We start from the raw sequence: 19021 nt of genomic DNA on the forward strand, positions 1-19021 counted from the left end.
GTACGACTCAAAATGTCGCTTCGGCGCGCATCGATACGGTGCCGTCCGGTAACGCAACCCACAGCACGGTCTGATCGCCGTCACTCACGGCACTGAGGGTCAGCTCGCTACCGAGAATCGAAGGTTTCAAGCCACGATAGCGAAATGTCCTCGGCGGCCTTCCGCCCACCTCTTGCGCGAATGCGGCCAGCAAGGTCGCGTTCAGTGGTCCGTGGATTACGAGGTTCGAGTAGCCCTCGACTTCGCGGCAATAGTCGGCATCGTAATGAATGCGGTGTCCGTTGAAGGTCAATGCCGAATAGCGGAATAGCATCGTCGAATCCGGTTTGATTGGGCGACTGTGCTGCGCGATCGGCATCTCGGCGCTGGCTACAACCGAGCCCCCTGCCGTCGCCTCCTTATAGACGATGTCGTGATATTCGGTGAGGACCTTGTCACCCTCATGCAGCAGCTCGTGAAGCACCTTGACGAATACCAGCTCACCGCTACGTCCGTGCTTGTGGTCCACTGAAACCACGGTAGATCGCTTCTCGACTCGAGCATCGAGAGGCACGGGGCCGTGGAACTCCAGCTGCCCGCCAGCCCACATTCGGTTGGGCAACGTCACCGGCGGTAGAAAACCGCCACGAGCGGGATGGCCATCGCGGCCAAGCGCGGCCGGCGGCTCGCCGCTGAGGAAATACAACCAATGCCACAGTGGAGGCAAAGGGGCACCCTCAACAAGATCGGACTGCCGCCGCCCCAGCGTTGCCGCCATTAGACGGGCATGGCGAGACGATAGGATGTCGTGATCGGTATGGGAATTGCCAACCCATTCGCGCAGATGTGCGATATCGACGGTAGTCATGCGGCCACTCCCGAGCGCGATACCGAAAACTCCTCCCGAAGCGACTCACTATGCTCGCCGAGTCCGGGCGCCGGCGCGAAACGCCCTACATCCCAGGGAGCTCGCACCGCAGGAGCAATCATCTGCAATGTCTTGCCGTCGACCGTCATTGGCCAGGTCCGCAGTGCCGGATGCCGCGCCATCTGCCCGACGGAACGCACCTGACCAAACGCGGTGTTGGAATCCGACAGACGCGCGAGTGCCTCGTCGATGTCGAGCGCCGCAAACGCGGTCGCGATGATCCGCTCGAGCGCCTCGCGATTACGCACACGTTCCGTGTTGGATGCGAAGCGCGGATCCCTGCCAAGCTCCGGCTGCCGCATGAAGCGCGCGCAAAATTGTTGCCACTCGCGCTCGTTCTGGATGCTAATCACGATGTCGTTCGCATCGCGCGTCGTGAACGCGCCGTACGGTGCGATCGATGGATGTTTGAGGCCCAGGCGCTTCGGCGCACCCTCTCCATACACCTCGTGGACATACGGAATGGACATCCAGTCTGCCGCACCGTCGAACAGCGACACCGACACGCCCGACCCGCGGCCGGTCCGCTCGCGCAGCGCTAGCGCCGAAAGGACCGCAATTGTCGCGTTCATACCTGCGCCGATGTCGCATATCGACACGCCGATTCGCCCGCAAGCCTCAGGCGCGCCCGTGATGCCTGCAAGGCCACTTTCGCACTGCACGAGCAGGTCGTACGCTTTCAGGTTGCTTGCGGCGTTATCGGTGCCGTAGCCGCTGATATCGCACGTTACAAGGCGCGGGTATCGTTCGCGAAGAAGCTCGCTACCAAAGCCGGCTCGAGCGAGTGCTCCCGGCGCAAGGTTCTGCACGAACACGTCAGCACCTGCGAGCATTCGATGAAGCAGCTCGGCGTCTTCGGCATCCTTGAAATCCAGCACAATGGATTCCTTGCCGCGATTGGTCCACACGAAATACGATGCCTGCCCGTTGGCCGCATCGTCGTAGCCGCGCGCGAAATCGCCCTCCGCGCGCTCCACCTTGATAACGCGCGCGCCCATTTCCGCCAGCCGGCCCGTACACAGCGGAGCCGCCAAGGCTTGTTCAATCGAGATGACGACAAGCCCCTCGAGCGGCCGGCTCGCCGATGCCGACTCCTTGATCCCGGTCATTCGTGCCTCCTCCTTGTGTTTGCAAGGTCGAGTATCGATGAATGGATGCAGCAGATACAGCGAGCTTTTTCAAACGCTCCGTTCGAATTACACGAAACCTCAGGCAGAGCCACGCAAGGCGAGCCCCTATATCGATGGGGTGCTATGCTTTCGGCATCTGAATTTTCGGCTGTCTCGAACGGTATGACGTATGACCTGACCGACATGAAAGTATTTCTCGCGATCGCCGAAGAGGAAAACGTGTCGCGAGGAGCCGAGCGATGTCATCTGGCGGCATCGTCCGCGAGCCTGAGGATGAAGAACCTGGAAGAAACACTCGGTGTCACGCTGCTGACTCGCCAGGCAAGAGGCGTTACGTTGACGCCAGCCGGGCGAGTATTTCGGGAACATGCCGGGCGATGCCTCGCCCAACTTGAACAAATGCATGCTGACCTGCGGCCCTATTCGCTAGGCATGACGGGACATGTGACCGTCTTCGCGAACAACAACGCGATCAGCACTTACCTTCCGGAGGACTTGGCGCGGTTCTTCACCGAGTATCCGAATGTCCGCATTACGCTGGAAGAGCGCACGAGTCACGAAATCGTGACGGCGGTCGTTGCCGGCCGTGCCGAAGTCGGCGTAGTGGCACTCGAAACCGAGCATCCCGCCCTCGAATTCCTCCCCTATCGGAAGGACCAGTTGGTGCTGCTCACGCCCACTCAACACCCGCTTGCCGCGCAGTCGTCGATCAGTTTCCGTCACTGCCTCGGCCACCCGTTCATCAGCCTTCAGTCCGGCGCCGCACTGCATACGTTCCTGATGAACCATGCCGCTGCACTCGGCGGCCGCCTCGATGTACGCGTGCAGGTATCCGGGTATCGCGCTATCGCTCGATTAGTGGCATCCGGCGCCGGCGTCGGAGTAGTGCCACGGACGGCCATCGAGGCGACCGATCAGGGGAAACTTTCAGTTATCGAACTGGAAGAACCTTGGTCGCAGCGCGATTTGCGCGTCTGCTTTCCGCGGCATCCCACCGACAAAAACATCTTCCGCGACAAGCTGGTCGAGATCCTCTGCAACGTTCAAACGCGCAAAACGACCACGTCTGCTTGATAACGAATTGCGCCGGGGTTTTCGCCACCTCCGGTTCTGGACAAGAACATCAAGCGCGCAAAGCGCAATCGATGAAGTTCTTCAAGAACGGCGAACGATCCCCCCGACGCCATGCCAGAGACAATTGAACCGACGCCGCGGTGTCGTGCAATTCGCGAAATATCACACCTTTGGCCTGTATCTCCCGCATCGAAGCAGGCACCAACGCGAACCCGAGTTCGGCGGCCACGAAATGAATGATGGAAGCCATCTGCGGGGCAACCTGTCCTAACTGCGGCTCGAAGCCCGCATCGCGGCAGGCGGTCATGATGGCGTCGTACATAACAGAACCGTATTGCCGCGGAAAGGTAATCAATTCGTCGCCGGCCAGATCTGCGAGCTTCAAGCGCTGCTTCTTGGCGAATGCATGCTTGGACGGCAAGACCGCCAACAATGGCTCTTCCGAAAGGACCCGTACCTGGAGACCCTTGGCCAGGTGCTCACCTGGCCGCATGAACGCCGCGTCGAGCTCGTCTCCGCTGAGGGCTTCAAACAGGCGCGCGGTATTGGACTCCTCGAGCTGTACATCCACTCCTGGATAGCCTCGTCGAAAAGACCGGATCGTAGTTGCAACCACAGGATTGAAGCCAGACGATGCGGTAAAGCCAACACGCAAGATACCGAGCTCTCCACGTTCTGCCCGCCGCGCCGCATGACACGCTTCCTCCACCATCGCCGGCATCTTTTCCACGACACGGTAAAACGCTTGCCCGGCAGCAGTAAGTTCCGCACCCTTCGGAACGCGATGGAACAGGCGCGCGCCAACTTCCCGTTCCAGATCGCGGATCTGCATGCTCAGCGGCGGCTGGCCGATCCCTACCCGCTCCGCTGCACGGGAAAAGTTCCTTTCCTCTGCAACAGCCAGGAAGTAGCGAATATGTCGAAGGTCCATGGCTATACATTATATATATGGAAATCGCCACCAGTGCCGTATCGCGATTTCCACCACGTCTCTTTAGCATGACTTCCGAACGATCAACATCATCAAGGAGGTCATGGTCATGCCCACCCGTCTCAGAAGCTGGCTGTTTACCCCGGCCACCCGCCCCGAGCGATTTGCGAAAGCCGCTTCAGTGGCTGCTGACATGCTCATCATGGATCTTGAGGACTCGGTGGCTCTCGCCGATAAGGACCGAGCAAGATCCATAGCACTGCAGACATTGAGCGCGGCGAGCGACGGCCCAGCTCGCGTGATCCGCGTCAATGCGCTTGGAACGCGCACTGGACTCGCAGACCTGACCGACATCCTGGAAAGCGAAGTCCCCCCCGACCTGCTTTTGCTGCCGAAGGTCGAATCACCCGTGCAACTCCAGATCATTGACCGGCTACTGACGGAAGCCGGCGCGTCCACCGCGCTGGTTGCACTGATTGAGAGTGCCCGTGGTGTCGATGCAGCCCATGAATCGCTATCCGCTACACCGCGGCTTCGTGCCGCAATGCTGGGTGCCGCCGATCTGGCTGCGGACTATGGATGTGACGGCCACGCGCCGAACCTCCTCATCGCTCGCGCGCGGCTGATTTCGGCCGCCGCCCGAGCTGGTATCGATGCCATCGATTCACCGTGGTTCGATCTGCACGATGACGCCGGTTTTCAACGTGATGTGGAACAGGCTGTCGAGATGGGCTTCGTCGGCAAAGCCGCGATCCACCCGCGCCAGGTTGCCGCCATCAACTCGGCGTTCACGCCAACGGCAAAGCAAATCGAATACGCACGCTCGGTTCTCGCCGTCAACGCCGCCGGAGTCGGCCTGCTAGACGGCGCGATGATCGACGAGGCCGTGGCGCGCAAAGCACGCCGCGTGCTCGCCGCGGCTGATCTTTCCACTTCCCCTGAAGGAGCACACCATGGATAACATCCTGCCCGCCTACAAGCGCGTTGGCGATCAGCGCTATCGCGAAACGTCCGGGTTGTACTACGAGGACTTCAATCCCGGTGACACGTTCGAACATCGTCCCGGACGCACCGTTCTGGACACCGACAACGTGTGGTTCACATTGTTGACGCTCAACATCCAGCAGGTGCATTTCGACGCGGCATATGCGGCCAAGACCGAATGGAAGAAGTTGCTGGTCGATTCCACGTTCACCTTGGCCCTGCTCACCGGAATGAGCGTGCGCACGGTGAGCGCAAAGGTAGTGGCCAATCTGGGTTGGGACAAGGTCAAAGCGAGTCATCCGGTATTCGCAGGCGACACGCTTTATGCAGAGAGCACCGTGCTGCGCAAGCGCGAATCCAAGAGCCGCCCCACACAAGGCATCGTCACCGTACTGACGCGTGGCATCAACCAGAACGGCGACGAAGTCATGAGCTTCGAACGTACGATGCTTGTCTACCGCCGGGGCCATTCTCCCGAAGAAGCATCGAACTACTGAACTTTATCCCGCGGGAATATCACCATGAATATCGCTACTCTCTACCAGTCGAAACTGACGACCCCGGAGGCCGCTGTCTCGCTTATCGACTCGGGTAGCCGGATCTCGATCGGAATGGCGGCCGCCGAGCCACCGGCGTTGCTCGCCGCACTGGCCGACCGCGCAGCGGCCGGCAAGGTCGAAGGCATTCGGGCCTACTACTACGAGTCGACGCCGCTGCTCAATGAAACGATCCTTCGTTACGAACTCAACGAGCGGATCGCCCCGTTCAGCATGTTCATCACCTCGGCCGAGCGTGCGCTCATCAAGCGCGGACTGGAAGACGGGCGCAAGGTGGTCAGCTACGTACCGAGCACGTTCCATCAGGCACCACGGCTGCTCAGCGAGCATATCGGCATCGACACCTTACTGATGATTGTGTCGCCGATGGATCGCCACGGATACTTCAGCCTCGGCACTGGCAACGATTACTCGAGCCGGCTCGCACAGACCGCGCGCCGCGTGATCGTCGAAGTCAATGAGAATATGCCTCGCGTCCAGGGAAACGGCGCGCAAATTCACGTTTCGCAGGTCAGCGCCATCGTCGAGCATAGAGCCCCTCTGTTTGAGTTGCCGGTCCGCCAGGCGGCCCCCGAGGACGAAGCCATCGGCCGTACGATCGCTGAAATGGTTCCGGACGGCGCATGCTTGCAGATGGGCGTGGGTGCATTGCCCAACTTCGTTTGCGCACAGCTCGCCACACGCAACGACCTGGGCATTCATACGGAGGCTCTGTGCCCCGGAATGATTGATTTGATCCGAAGCGGCGTGGTTAACAACCGACACAAGGCACTGGATACCGGCAAGACGGTGTTTACCTTCGCGATGGGACAGAAGGCGATGTACGAGTTCATCGATGAAAATCCGTCGATCTACAGTCAGCCGGTGGACTACGTGAATGATCCGCACATCATCGCCCAAAACGACCGCGTCATCTCGGTCAATGCGACGCTGCAGGTTGACCTGACGGGTGCATGTAACTCGGAGCACGTGCTCGGCCACCAATACAGCGCCTCGGGTGGCCAGTTGGACTTCGTGCGCGGCGCCTATGCCTCCAAGGGCGGCAAGTCCATTATCGCGTGCCGCGCCACTGCTGCAAAAGGTCAGATTTCGCGCATCGTTCCCCGGTTGGACGGCCCGGTCACCACACCTCGCATCGATACCCACATCGTGGTCACCGAGTACGGCTGGACAGACCTCAAGGGCAAATCGTCTACCGAGAGAGCGCTGAGCCTGATCGCCATTGCCGATCCGCGGTTCCGCGACGAGCTGCTTCAGGCGGCTCGCGATCTACATCTGGTCTGACTGTTCGATCTTATTGGAGGCTTCCATGGCACGCACCGTCGCCGACCAAATGGTCGACACTCTTTCAACCGCCGGCGTTAAGCGCGTATACGGCATCGTAGGTGACAGTCTTAACGGATTCACCGATGCGCTACGCCGCCACGGCGGTATCGAATGGCTGCATACGCGGCACGAAGAGGTAGCAGCATTCGCGGCCGGGGCCGACGCCGCAATTACCGGAGAAGTAGCCGTTTGTGCCGGCAGTTGCGGTCCCGGGAACCTGCACCTTATCAATGGCCTGTTCGACTGCCATCGCTCGCGCGTGCCTGTCGTAGCCATTGCAGCACATATCCCGTCGGCGGAGATCGGCTCTGGCTATTTCCAGGAAACACACCCCGAGCAGCTGTTTCGCGAATGCAGCAACTACTGCGAACTCGTCGCTACGCCAGAACAAATGCCACGCGCGTTCGAGACCGCCCTCCGTCGAGCATCGGCCGAGCGTTGCGTGTCCGTGATCGTCATACCAGGGGACGTCGCGCTGCAGCCGGCAACCTCGGCTCCCGCTCCACGCACGAAGGCCTTGTGTCTCGCCGAACCCGAGATCGTGCCGCAGCCCGACGTGCTTGACGCCATGGCGGACATTCTCAATTCCGGAGAGCGGATTACGCTCCTATGCGGCGGCGGATGTGCAGGCGCGCTGGACGCGTTGTTACCGCTGGCAGATACGCTCGCCTCGCCCATCGTGCATGCGCTGCGCGGCAAGGAGTACGTCGAAGCCGACAACCCTTACGACGTCGGCATGACTGGCCTGATCGGCTTTGCATCCGGGTACCACGCAATGGAGCAGTGCGATGTCCTGTTAATGCTGGGCACCGACTTCCCCTATCGACAATTCTATCCCGCCGGCGCACGGATCATTCAGGTCGATATCCGAGCCGAGGCTATCGGACGGCGAGCGCCTGTCGAGCTTGGGGTGCTTGGCCAGGTGCGCGCCACGCTCACAGCCTTGCTGCCCCGTCTTCGCAGGAAAGGCAATCGGGAACACCTTGAGAAGGCCCTCGGAAACTATCGCGCGGCACGCGCAGCTCTGGACGAACTTGCTAACGGACGCCCCGGCGGACCGCTTCATCCACAGCACGTCGTGCGCGTAGCGAGCGAACAAGCGACCAAGGATGCGATATTCACGGCCGACGTCGGTCTGCCCACCGTTTGGGCTGCGCGCTATCTCCGCATGGGAGACGGGCGACGCCTGCTCGGCTCCTTCTGGCACGGATCGATGGCCAACGCACTCGCCCAAGCCATCGGAGCACAGGCGGCGGCACCCGACAGACAAGTCATCGCACTCTGCGGCGATGGCGGCTTCACCATGCTGATGGGTGACCTGCTCAGCCTGAAGCAACTGAATCTCCCCGTTAAGGTGATTATTTTCAACAACGGCTCGCTCGGCTTCATCGAACTGGAACAAAAGTCGAGCGGCTTTCTGGACACTGGCACCCGCCTGGACAATCCGGACTTCGCAGCCATGGCCGAGAGCGTCGGCATCAAGGGCTTCCGCCTGGACGATCCTGCGGAGGTGGACGATGTGCTCGGTAAGGCACTGGCATACCCCGGCCCCGTCGTCATCGATGCGGCCGTCACCCGCATGGAACTCGCCATGCCGCCCAAGGTGACGTCCGCAATGGCCAAAGGTTTCACTTTGTACATGCTCAAAGCAGTACTCAACGGTCGTGCTGACGAAGTCATCGACTTGGCGGCAAATCACTTGCGTCGCTAAGTCTTCGGAGAATCGACAAATGACACATTCACATCCCGAGTCAAGCCCGCGTCGGCTTTCGCAAGGCGAGCTGCCGATCCTTGCAAGGATGGCCGAGTCGCTGGAGCTGAACGAATACTTCAACGGTGATGCCACGCTGTACGGCAGCGACCCGATCATCCAGTCTCCGCATCGTTTAGGGGAAGCGTCCGGCATTGCGCAGTTGCTCATCGGCATGGCCGGTGCTGCAATCTGGAACATGCGCACCGGCGTCAGCACCGATCTGTCTATCGATATCGTCGATGCTCTGCACTTCCTGCATCCAACGCATTACGTAGCGCAACAAGGACGTCCCATCAACGTCGGTGCCGAGCATGTCGCCGTCAACGACGTGTTTTTATGTCGAGACGGCCGATACGTGATGCTGGAAGCGGGGCCGCCGTATCCGAAGCTGCTCGATGGATACCTCAATTTTTTCGACTGCGGCAACAACAAGAAGTCGATCGCACGTGAAGTCGCCAAATGGGATTCGGAGGCACTCGAAGTCGCCCTGGCGGAAGCCGGACTCCCCGCTTGCCGGGCGTTTTCGCGAGAGGAATGGCTTGCCCATCCACAAGGCCGCGAACTCCAGGCGACGCCTGTCATAGAAATCGAAAAAATTGCAGATGGGCCCGCGGTGCCGTTTGCTCCTTTCACAGGCGCGAACTCACCACTACAGGGCGTCCGCGTCCTGGACTTCACCCACGTACTGGCTGGCCCCCGCAGCGCTCGTACGCTTGCTGAATATGGAGCAGATGTGCTGCATATCAGTTCGCCGTCGTATCCCGATACCCACGCCCAACATTTGGGCGTGGACGTCGGTAAACGATGCGCATATCTGGATTTGCGCAACTCTGCAGACCTCGCCGAGATGCTTCAGCTGTGCGCACATGCCGACGTCTTCACGACAAGCTATCGGCGCAGCGTGAATGCTCGCTTCGGCCTGCTGCCCGAGCAACTGGTCGAGCACAATTCCCGCGGCATTGTCTGTTTGACGGTCAATGCGTATGGGCACTCCGGTCCGTGGGCCGAAAGACCGGGGTTTGACCAGAATGGCCAAGTGGCCACCGGATTCGCAGTGCGCGAAGGTCTACCTGGAAAGCCACGTTTTTCTCCCGTTTTCTATCTCGCTGACCTCATTACCGGGTATCTGGCAGCGGCGGGCATGATGGCGGCACTGCTGAGGCGGTCCATCGAAGGCGGCTCTTACCACGTCAAGCTATCGCTGGCGAGAAGTGCCATGTGGGTGCAGGAAATGGGGCTGCTGGATGTATCGGCTCAAGCGGGCCTCCCTTCCAAGGACAACTATCCTGCCAAGCTCGTTACCATTCAAACGCCATACGGGGCAGTTTCCAGCCTTCAGCCTCCTTTGCAATTCAGCGCGCTAAGGCTCCCCGCAGCCGAGATGCTCGAACCATACGGTGCGAGTCCGGCAACGTGGTCAGATCGTCAATATTGAGCGGTGCAACTGGCGGCGGCTCCCATCCTGATGGAACTTGCCAATTCCGGACAACCTGGTGAGCCGCGTCACCGCTCTGCACTTCCTTGTCAAATTACTGAAAGGTGCACGATGAAAGAACCGCTCCATCTTTCCCCTGACTCATGCGTTCTGCGAGTAGTGCCGCTTCCAGCAGACGCGAACTTTTACGGGGATGTCTTCGGCGGCTGGATCATGTCGCAGGTGGACATCGCGGGCTCGGTGCCAGCATGCCGCCGCGCCAACGGGCGTGTGGTAACCGTCGCCGTCAATTCATTTGTATTCAAACAGCCAGTGTTCGTTGGCGATCTGCTCACCTTCTACGCCAACATCGTAAAAACAGGGAATACTTCGGTAACCGTATCAGTAGAGGTCTACGCACAGCGCATGCGCTATGCTACGGAAGTAGTAAAGGTAACCGAGGCGGTGCTGACCTACGTCGCGACCGATGACAATCGCCGTCCGCTAGCATTGCCGCCTATCGATTCAATTGCGCACGGCTTCCCTGAGCAAGAGGTCGCATAAGTTCGATCGCTCCGGAGCTTTGTGAGTCCGCTTTGCCGCTTCCGGAGAATCCATGCTTTTCGGCCGCCTCTTCTGTAATAACGATTCGTTAACACAGCTATCCTTCGCGGTACATCGGGTCCCCCATCACGACGTTGGATAGCACAACGCTCCCGGACATTCGACCCTGCGCCTTCAACCCCGACGAGCAGCGTGTGGCGAAATTCTTCCAACAAGACGCAGGACTGTCACGGCAAAAAAGTGGGAGATACATTCACCGACATGAGGGTCGGCCATATCAATGCAGTTTCATGGGATCAGCAGCAGTTTTCCGGTACTGCGACGTGATTCGAGATCGGTGTGCGCCCGGGCCGCTTCCTTCAGTGGATAGCGTTTCCCGATCGCAACTTTGAGCTTTCCGCTGCTCACCCAGTCAAACAGCTCGCTAACGCATGCCGTCAACATATCTCGTGTCGCGATGTGGTCGTTGAACTTGGGGAATCCAATCAGGATGCTGCGTGGAAGTGTCGCGATGTTAATCGGCGGCGGACTCCCCAGGACAGGCCCGTAATAGGCAAGCACGCCATGACGACGAAGCGATTCCATGGAATCGTGAAACGTGGCTGCCCCAGAGCCGTCGTAGACAACCTGGACGCCTTCGCCCATCGTCAGCTGCTTCACCTGTTCGACAAAGCGACCATCTGACGACACGATAACTTCATCGGCACCCGCAGATCGCACCACGCCCTCCTTATCCGCGGATGAGACGCGAGCGATTACATGCCCCCCGCGCAGTTTGATCATCTGCGTCAGAAGAAGGCCTACGCCGCCGGCTGCTGCATGGACGAGCGCAACATCGCCTGGCTTCACCGCATAGAAGCTGGTCGCGAAGTGATGGGCAGTGACTCCCTGCATCATCAAGCCAGCCGCGATATCGTCAGGAATCGTCGCGGGCACTGGGACAAGCGAATCAGCCGGGACAATAACCTGTTCAGCGTAACTTCCCTGCGCATAGACCCACGCGACCCGTTCGCCACACGCCAGCGAACTCACGCCCTCGCCAAGTGCAATCACTTCGCCCACACCTTCCACGCCGGGAACAAGAGGTAACGGCTCATTTCGCCAAAGCTGCCCGGTTCGCACGCCTATGTCCATGAAGTTCACACCGATGGCCGTCGTCCGCACCAGTACCTCTCCCGCGCCGGGCGCGCGCATGGGTACGGTACGCCATTCGAGCTGCTCAGGCGCACCATGTCGATATAGCTGGATTGCGTTCATTGCATACCTCTTGGAAAAAATCGCGTTGTTGACTATTTAGTCAAAAATTGGCCAAAAAAACTAGGCGATACAGCGAAGCGCTGTCCGCGCGATCGCTTCGAGTGTCGCGCGGGGCGCTCCAGCCCGCGCCGAGACCTTGATGCCGGACAGAGTAGCCAATATGAAGCTGGCCAATTCGTTCGTTCGAGTGGAAGTCGAGACCATTCCCATGCGCTTTGCTTCGGTCACACGTGCGGAAATCGCAGTCGCCAGTGTTTGCGAGGCAACGTCAGACATCAAGGCCACTTCGGCATTCGCCCGTCCGAATTCGCAAACGGCGCTGATACCGAGACACGAAGGCGCTGGATCGGAAGCAGCCTCGTCCACCATTCGCATAAGCAACGCCGTAATTCCGTCGACGGGCGAGGAACTGCTGTTCAGCACACGAAGCTGAGCACTCACGCTCTCGCTCGTATATCGGCGGAGTGCTTCCAGATACAGCTGCCACTTGTCCCCGAAGGCGTTATAAAGGCTCTGGCGACCCACGCCCATTGCCTTCAGCAAAGCCTCTGTCGATGTACCTTCGTATCCATGCTGCGCAAAAATCTCGATGGCACGTTGAAGTACGAGATCGCGGTCGAATTGTGTCGGTCTGGCCATACAGGCAAGGTAAGTCATTATTGACCAATCTGTCAACAACGACCGACCTCACCAAAGCTGGCCGAGCCGCCTGAACATCGAAGTATTGGCAAGAGCTCCGCAGACGATACGCTCGTTCACGCCGCAGCGGACACGACCTGCAGGGGATCCGCAAAATAGAGTTCGAGGCGTCGAAACTTGATCCGCCATCCTCTGCCCGTTCTGACCAAATCGTCCACGAACGCGCCTGCTGCATTGAAGTGGGTTGCGACGGCTTGGCCGGATTTACTGCGATGTGTCGCGTAGAAGTCGGTGCGCGCGGTCGCGCGATCGCCATCGATAACGACGTTGGGCAGACTGAGCATATGTTGCCAGTTCGAGAAGGCACCCATGCTCCCGGGCGTCGTTCCGTCGCCACGCATCCATCGAGCAAGCTCTCGATATGTGCCTACAGGCCCACCTGCGACGCTATAGTCCACCATACCGTCGTCGATGAACGTTTCGTCCCACTGCTGCAGTATGCTCGAGTCCTCCCCTTGGTGACTGTCCTGTCCCAACGAATACCGCGCAATCACGTCCTGAATCTCTATTCGATCCATCAGCCACTTCACCTCGTCGTCGCGAACGACCGACGCGTTCGGCAGTCGTACAGTATCTGACATGCTTCATCTCCGTGTGGATGACCATCGTGCGAAAAAGCCAAGGTATACAAACGGTGATAAAGGCACAAGAACGCACTTTTTCCCTCCCTACGTACTTTTTGGTAACCATGGTCGACAACGACGCCCGGTCACAACAACCTTGTTCACCATCGGACCTGGAGGAAGCTCTCAGCGTCCTCGAAGGTCGTTGGAAAATATTGGTCCTGTTCCACCTGTTCAGTAACGGGATAATGCGTTTCTCGGAACTTCGGCGCGCCTTGCCCGGGGTGTCACAAAAGATGCTCACCCAGCAACTTCGCGAACTGGAGAAAGAAGGAGTTGTCTTCAGAACAATACATGCGGAAGTGCCACCGAGAGTCGAGTACGGCCTCACCCCCCGAGGCGGGGACTTACTGCCGGTCTTGCAGGCACTGCAGACGTGGGCCGTCCAACGAAAGACGTAAGCCTGCCCCTGCGCCGCCAGTCCGATGAGGAAAATACACTACGTGCGAAGCAGTCATGCCGTGGTGTCGATGGTACCTAGTCCCATGTTCGGCATTCCTGGCTAGCCGTTAGCCCGAGGCCCCAGCGCCGTCTTCACCTGATGAGCCTTGAAGTGGTCAATAAACGCCCGAAATGCAGCAGACGGCAAGCGCTGACGGGGATAATAGAGGCACACGCCTTCAAAGGGTGGCGTCCATTCGGGCATGATCTGCACTAAAGTGCCGCTATCAATGTAATGCCGCGCCTGTCTGGCCCCGACATAGGCGATTCCGACATCCGCTACTGCCGCTTTCAAGGCAAGTTCCGACGAGCCGACAATCAATCTGCCGCGGACATCGACCCAACTTTGCTCGCCCGCCATTCTCACCTCCCATCTCATCAACCCACCGCTAGGCAAACGCAGCCGGATACACTCATGGGCCAGTAATTCCGCAGGACTGTTTGGCGTTCCGCGACTTGCGAGGTAACCCGGTGAAGCGACGATGATGATTGCTTCATCGATACCGAGCGGCAGCGCGATCATGTCTTGTGGAACAGCTTCCGCGATTCGGAGACCCGCATCGAACCCTTCAGCCACGATGTCGATCAACCGTCCTTCAGAAACGAAGTCGACATTGACCTCGGGATAGGCCGATAAGAAGCTCAAAACGATGGGGAAGACCCTCTGGGCAGCCCAATCAGATGTGTTGATACGAATCTGTCCGGCAGGCGAATCGCGAAAGCGGTTCACACTTTCAATTGCAGCTGCCATATCCATGAGCGCGGGACGCATACGTTCGATAAACGCCAAACCCGCCTCAGTGGGCGAAACGCTCCGTGTTGTGCGATGGAATATACGGATGCCGAGCCGACGCTCGACGCCGCTTACAATATGGCTGAGGGACGATGGCGGAAGATGGAGTGCACGAGCTGCGCCGCGGAAGCTTCGATGATCTGCTACTGCGCTCACGGCGGCCAGGTCATCAAGACTGAAGCCGCTGATTGTACGGTTCAATTGAACACCCCATGCAAGATTAGGCCAATACTAGCATCAACGAAACTGGCTTACATTGGAGCTTGATCGCACTGTCGAGGATGGCTGATGACGAACACGGCCCTCGTTACGGGGTATTCCTCAGTTTCGGAAAAGCCACTGCGATCGAGTTTGCACGCCATGGACGAAACGTCGTCGCGGCGATTCATACGCCAGCAGGTGAGACCGCATTTGAAGCCATGCCTAACCTTTTGGCCACGTAACTCGATGTGCAAGACACGGCTAGTGTAGAAAGCGCGACAGCCGCCGACACCGCCCAGTTCGGCGAAGCCGATGTGGAAGGGAATAATGCGGGCTTCGCGGTCAGGATAGTGTGGTTGTTGCTCGCACCGGACGTTTGACCCCGCCGAGCAACCACCGAGGTGCTGTTGCGCGCCGAACAAAGTTTGCTACTTTGCGGCGAAGCGAAGGAGAAATCCCATGTTTACACTGATAACAACAGTACGAAAAAATCCGGATGTTTCCACAGAAGATTTTCGCGAATTTATGGAACTCGTCTACGGACCCATTTACGCAGAACTGCCTCAAATCCAAGAGTATATCCATTACTATGTTTCCGATCGGACTCTCGGCCTGGAAAATCAGCAAATAGACGCCATAGTGAGAATCAGTTTCCAATCTCGTGAGGAAATGCATGACGCCTTGCAATCGGGTAGCTATAAGCAGGCGCAAGAAATGCGGCGGAGATATATGGGAAGTACGCCAACCGGCATCCATTCCGTCGTCGTGGAAAAAACCGTGAAATTCGTATAAACGGCGCTCTCAAAAACCGGGATCGGTGACAAGCGTTTCGCACCTCCAATGTTCGGTCGGCCCAGCGCCGGCGGTCACACTAGCGCCTCATTTTCGGTGGCAATCCGGTGCGTCAGCCATCTGATGGTCCTGGCACTCGTTATCCCAATTTATTGTTGCGGCTCGCTGTTGCGCCACGCCCTGTTCGATCATCGCCCTCGGCGGCAACAGCGGATCCATACCATCAACGTGCATCTTGGCGCCCACTGGCATCACGGAGCGCCACTGAATGCTCACTGCCCTCTGCGCCTGCGGACACAGGCCGATACTTCATACCGGTCTGTGCCCCTCCGCGCCCTCAGCAGCTTGCCTCGGGGCAAGCGCTGCCGTGTCGATGGTGCGAGATTGTTCGGAAATCTGCATCAGGCCGTCCAAGCATAGACATAGGTCACGGTAATAGACACTGCTAATGTGTGCGGACCGGCTTGCGTATCGGCAATGGCCAACTACCCAATCGCGAGCCCAGTCTATGGAGAGATGTGACATGCGATTTGCAGTTTATGGGGCAGGCGCTGTTGGATGCTATTTTGGCGGGATGCTTGCACGGGCGGGTCACGACGTCGTATTGATTGGCCGTTCTCGCCACGCTGCGGCCATCTCGCGACGTGGCCTGCGTTTTCAAGCAGCGACTTTCGACGAGATCGTCCACGCTCAGGCGTCCACTGATATAGCGGCCGCCGCGTTGGCAGACGTAGTGTTCGTCTGCACCAAATCCACCGGTACCGCAGAAGCCGCCAAAGCACTGAGCCAGGTACTGTCGTGCGATGCTCGCGTGGTTAGCCTCCAGAACGGAATAGAGAACGCTTCGCGCTTAAGGCAGCAACTCTCGCAACCGGTGATCGCGGCAGCGGTCTATGTCGCTGCGGAAATGGCCAACGACGGCCATGTACTGCACCACGGTCGAGGCGACCTCGTCCTGGAAGATTGTCCCGGCGCCCGATCACTTGCCGCAACGCTGCGCCAAGCTGATATTCCCGTCGAGCTTTCCTTGGACGTGCAACGGGCGCTTTGGCAGAAACTCACGCTCAACTGTGCATACAACGCAATCTCCGCAATCACGATGCAGTCGCTCGATCTCATGCCTGAACGCGACGCGCTTCGAGACACTATGCGCGATGTGGTCGCGGAATGCTTCGCAGTGGCGGCAGCAGAAAACGTGATTGTTGGAGATGACGTCGAGGACTTCGTTCAACACATCGAACACACAATCCCCTCCGGACAATTGTCTTCAACGGCCCAAGATCTTGGCCGCGGCAAGACGAGTGAGATCGAGTACCTCAATGGCACCATCCTGCGTCGAGGAACCGAGTATGGCATTCCGACCCCTGCAAATCGAATGCTCTATACGCTGGTAAAAATGTTAGAAGCGAAAGCCGCCGTCGGAGACTGATCTTGCAGTAGGGTTCATACGTCAGCGCCTGTGATCGCGCCGTGTCGCTCATCCGTCGGCAGTGCTGCGGCATTGCAGTGGTCCGATTCGCTACCGTTTCCCAACGCCCGAACAAGCTCAATGAAAGCCGAGAGTCCAGCGGGAAGATGCCGTCTGCCTGAGTAGAAAAACGACAACGGCGCCAGCGCCGGTACCCAATCTGGAAGCAGCGCGACGAGGCGCCCCGTTGCAAGATAAGGAACGGCCAGTTCCTCGCTAACATACGCGAGTCCGGCGCCGGAAAGTGCGGCCTCGATGATCACGTTACGGTTATCGAGAATGAGCGGACCTTCCACTTCGAGCGCCAGGCGCTGCCCTAGCCGCTCGAACAACCACCGCTGCACTTGCGCCCCGGACACGCGCCTACGAATACATCTGTGCTCGTGCAAATCGCGCGGATGAGCAGGCGTGCTTCGACCTCGTAGGTAGCGCGGTGACGCGACTACAATTTGGCGCCTCGGTTGCCCGCAAGGCAACGCGATCATATCCAGCGGCACATTTTCCGGCGCCTGGATACCCGCGTCGAAACCTTCAGCGACGATATCGATCAACCGGCCATCGGCGACTAAATCCACGGTCATATCCGGATACATCTGGACAAACGGTACGACGATAGCGTCAAGCACTGAACGCGCGCCGGACTCGCAGGTGCTGATGCGAAGCGTGCCTTTCGGTGAAGCACGAAACCCTGTTGCCGCCTCGATTGCCAAATCAATTTCGCTCAGTGCCGGGCCCACCCGTTCGAGGAACGCTTCGCCTGCTTCGGTGAGCGCGACACTACGAGTTGTTCGATTGAACAGCCGCACGCCAATGCGCTTTTCGAGAGATGCAATGAGATGACTGAGTGTCGAGCGCGACAGGCCAAGCTCTTGTGCAGCCATCCGAAAGTTCCGATGTGTTGCTAGCGCCACGGCAGCATTGAGTTCGAGAATTCCGGTGGTCTTCATTGTCCTGATTTCCGCACTGGGGCATGCGGCAAGGGAGGTTGCCGCAGACGTCGCCGACATTTAAGCTGGTTTCCATCCAGAGCGCAATTCATGCTCTCCGGTTACATGCTGACCGTTTACGAGGAGTGTTATGAGCCGTCTTGACCGTCTTCCGCTGCGCCTTCATCACCACGCCTTCACTACCGACGATCACGAAAGAAATCGCAGGTTCTATGAAGATATTCTCGGGTTGCCGCTTGTTGCGATGTGGATCGAACACGAGGTCATCGACGGCGAGCATGTCGACCTCGGCCACGCGTTCTATGGGCTCGAAGACGGCAGCGCGCTCGCGTTCTTTCATTTCGCTGACCCGCTAAAGCAGGCCCAGTGGAAAGCGCGCGAGCAGTCGCTCTTCGTTCACCTTTCCCTACTCGTTGAACCGGAAACGCAACGACAAATCGAGACGCGGCTCTCCGAAGCTGGACTGGATAGTTTCCGAATGAACCACGGCTTCTGTGAATCGCTGTACGTAAAGGATCCGAATGGCCTGACGCTCGAGTTTACGGTCGATCACCCGGATGCGCAAAATATTGCCAAGCTCATGGCGGAGAACGCCCACGAAGATCTCCGAAGATGGGTTCGGGGTGAGCGAGAATCGAATAACCGCTGGCGTCCGCCAATGTGACAAACGACTTACAGTCTACGACGCCGTCAGGCACGGCGTGCCCAGAGTCTTCGGTATCGATAAATTGAAAGACTTGCCTCCGGAGCCACGAAGCCCTACCACGTGACGAGGGGCAGGGTCCATCTCCTATCAGACTGGTGCGGGCTCGAAGTATTCGGCAACGAAACCATCTGTGTGCCGCACAGTAACGTTGCGCCCGACCGGACTATCATGCACTTCGTCCGGCACATCGGCGCCCTGCGTTTTCAACCACTCGCGAAATGCATCTACCGAGTCGACAACGAACGCCGCTTGAATGTGTCGGATCGGCGCGAGCGCTACGTCGTCGCCCGCGAGCAAAACGAACGCTCCGACCACTGCGACCTCGATACCCACTTCGGGAAACGAAAGACGACGCTCGCACTCCACCTTCTGTAAGCCCTCGTAAAACTCAATTGAGGCATCAAGCTGCGCAAGCGTAACGTAGTGACGGAACATCGATTTCAGAATCTGCATC

20 protein-coding genes are annotated in these 19021 nt (G+C 58.7%); 11 read left to right on the forward strand and 9 right to left on the reverse strand.

Annotated features, from left to right (window positions below):
- Nucleotides 1-7: 7 nt before the first annotated feature.
- Nucleotides 8-847: a MaoC family dehydratase N-terminal domain-containing protein gene (locus tag LGM42_RS04730; RefSeq protein ID WP_226231686.1), complete on the reverse strand. Its 840-nt coding sequence runs from the start codon at nt 845-847 to the stop codon at nt 8-10.
- A complete protein-coding gene (locus LGM42_RS04735) occupies nt 844-2016 on the reverse strand; it encodes a CaiB/BaiF CoA transferase family protein (RefSeq protein ID WP_226231687.1) in 1173 nt (390 codons plus the stop codon). Before LGM42_RS04735 ends, LGM42_RS04730 begins: the two co-directional genes overlap by 4 nt.
- 183 nt (nt 2017-2199) lie before the next feature.
- Here LGM42_RS04735 and LGM42_RS04740 point away from each other — a divergent pair, with 183 nt between their 5' ends.
- Entirely contained in the window at nt 2200-3111 is a 912-nt protein-coding gene (locus LGM42_RS04740; RefSeq protein ID WP_059641045.1) for a LysR family transcriptional regulator, read from the forward strand.
- Between the two features lie 49 nt (nt 3112-3160).
- On the opposite strand, the gene LGM42_RS04745 is transcribed toward LGM42_RS04740, so the two are convergent.
- Complete coding sequence (locus LGM42_RS04745; protein WP_059641047.1) at nt 3161-4042, reverse strand: LysR family transcriptional regulator; 882 nt, start codon at nt 4040-4042, stop codon at nt 3161-3163.
- Nucleotides 4043-4151: 109 nt separating this feature from the next.
- Here LGM42_RS04745 and LGM42_RS04750 point away from each other — a divergent pair, with 109 nt between their 5' ends.
- The 6 genes from LGM42_RS04750 to LGM42_RS04775 all read left to right on the forward strand — a co-directional run bounded on the left by LGM42_RS04750 (nt 4152) and on the right by LGM42_RS04775 (nt 10640).
- Entirely contained in the window at nt 4152-5003 is an 852-nt protein-coding gene (locus LGM42_RS04750) for an aldolase/citrate lyase family protein (RefSeq protein ID WP_060309924.1), read from the forward strand.
- Entirely contained in the window at nt 4996-5523 is a 528-nt protein-coding gene (gene ripB / locus LGM42_RS04755; RefSeq protein WP_059641049.1) for a (R)-specific enoyl-CoA hydratase RipB/Ich, read from the forward strand. Before LGM42_RS04750 ends, ripB begins: the two co-directional genes overlap by 8 nt.
- A gap of 24 nt (nt 5524-5547) precedes the next feature.
- Complete coding sequence (locus LGM42_RS04760; protein ID WP_226231688.1) at nt 5548-6867, forward strand: acetyl-CoA hydrolase/transferase family protein; 1320 nt, start codon at nt 5548-5550, stop codon at nt 6865-6867.
- A gap of 25 nt (nt 6868-6892) precedes the next feature.
- Nucleotides 6893-8620 carry a ubiquinone-dependent pyruvate dehydrogenase gene (gene poxB, locus LGM42_RS04765; protein WP_060309925.1) on the forward strand — a complete coding sequence of 576 codons (1728 nt, stop codon included), beginning with the start codon at nt 6893-6895 and terminating at the stop codon, nt 8618-8620.
- A 19-nt stretch (nt 8621-8639) separates the two neighbouring features.
- Nucleotides 8640-10097 (forward strand): CoA transferase, encoded by a 1458-nt coding sequence (locus tag LGM42_RS04770; protein ID WP_081083098.1) that lies wholly within the window; start codon nt 8640-8642, stop codon nt 10095-10097.
- 111 nt (nt 10098-10208) lie between these two features.
- Entirely contained in the window at nt 10209-10640 is a 432-nt protein-coding gene (locus LGM42_RS04775) for an acyl-CoA thioesterase (RefSeq protein WP_060309917.1), read from the forward strand.
- A gap of 288 nt (nt 10641-10928) precedes the next feature.
- Here LGM42_RS04775 and LGM42_RS04780 read toward each other — a convergent pair whose 3' ends face one another.
- The 3 genes from LGM42_RS04780 to LGM42_RS04790 all read right to left on the reverse strand — a co-directional run bounded on the left by LGM42_RS04780 (nt 10929) and on the right by LGM42_RS04790 (nt 13177).
- The gene (locus tag LGM42_RS04780; protein ID WP_060309918.1) at nt 10929-11897 is read right to left on the reverse strand and encodes a quinone oxidoreductase family protein; all 969 of its coding nucleotides are present in this window, start codon (nt 11895-11897) and stop codon (nt 10929-10931) included.
- Nucleotides 11898-11957: 60 nt separating this feature from the next.
- Entirely contained in the window at nt 11958-12554 is a 597-nt protein-coding gene (locus LGM42_RS04785) for a TetR/AcrR family transcriptional regulator (protein ID WP_226231689.1), read from the reverse strand.
- 98 nt (nt 12555-12652) lie between these two features.
- Nucleotides 12653-13177, reverse strand: coding sequence for a nuclear transport factor 2 family protein (locus LGM42_RS04790; protein ID WP_059641059.1), 525 nt, complete (start codon nt 13175-13177; stop codon nt 12653-12655).
- Nucleotides 13178-13284: 107 nt separating this feature from the next.
- On the opposite strand from LGM42_RS04790, the gene LGM42_RS04795 reads away from it, so the two are divergent.
- Complete coding sequence (locus LGM42_RS04795) at nt 13285-13620, forward strand: winged helix-turn-helix transcriptional regulator (protein ID WP_059641060.1); 336 nt, start codon at nt 13285-13287, stop codon at nt 13618-13620.
- 101 nt (nt 13621-13721) lie between these two features.
- Here the strand turns inward: LGM42_RS04795 and LGM42_RS04800 are convergent, their stop codons facing one another.
- Entirely contained in the window at nt 13722-14654 is a 933-nt protein-coding gene (locus LGM42_RS04800) for a LysR family transcriptional regulator (RefSeq protein ID WP_196493535.1), read from the reverse strand.
- Nucleotides 14655-15113: 459 nt separating this feature from the next.
- Here LGM42_RS04800 and LGM42_RS04805 point away from each other — a divergent pair, with 459 nt between their 5' ends.
- Nucleotides 15114-15446 carry an EthD domain-containing protein gene (locus LGM42_RS04805; RefSeq protein ID WP_060309919.1) on the forward strand — a complete coding sequence of 111 codons (333 nt, stop codon included), beginning with the start codon at nt 15114-15116 and terminating at the stop codon, nt 15444-15446.
- A 523-nt stretch (nt 15447-15969) separates the two neighbouring features.
- Entirely contained in the window at nt 15970-16875 is a 906-nt protein-coding gene (locus LGM42_RS04810) for a ketopantoate reductase family protein (protein ID WP_226231690.1), read from the forward strand.
- Nucleotides 16876-16889: 14 nt separating this feature from the next.
- On the opposite strand, the gene LGM42_RS04815 is transcribed toward LGM42_RS04810, so the two are convergent.
- Nucleotides 16890-17861 (reverse strand): LysR family transcriptional regulator, encoded by a 972-nt coding sequence (locus LGM42_RS04815; protein ID WP_226231691.1) that lies wholly within the window; start codon nt 17859-17861, stop codon nt 16890-16892.
- Between the two features lie 130 nt (nt 17862-17991).
- On the opposite strand from LGM42_RS04815, the gene LGM42_RS04820 reads away from it, so the two are divergent.
- A complete protein-coding gene (locus LGM42_RS04820; RefSeq protein ID WP_060317156.1) occupies nt 17992-18525 on the forward strand; it encodes a VOC family protein in 534 nt (177 codons plus the stop codon).
- Nucleotides 18526-18654: 129 nt separating this feature from the next.
- On the opposite strand, the gene LGM42_RS04825 is transcribed toward LGM42_RS04820, so the two are convergent.
- Nucleotides 18655-19020 carry a VOC family protein gene (locus LGM42_RS04825; protein WP_060317159.1) on the reverse strand — a complete coding sequence of 122 codons (366 nt, stop codon included), beginning with the start codon at nt 19018-19020 and terminating at the stop codon, nt 18655-18657.
- Nucleotide 19021: the final 1 nt, after the last annotated feature.

This window comes from Burkholderia sp. AU39826, assembly GCF_020419965.1.
GTDB lineage: Bacteria > Pseudomonadota > Gammaproteobacteria > Burkholderiales > Burkholderiaceae > Burkholderia > Burkholderia semiarida.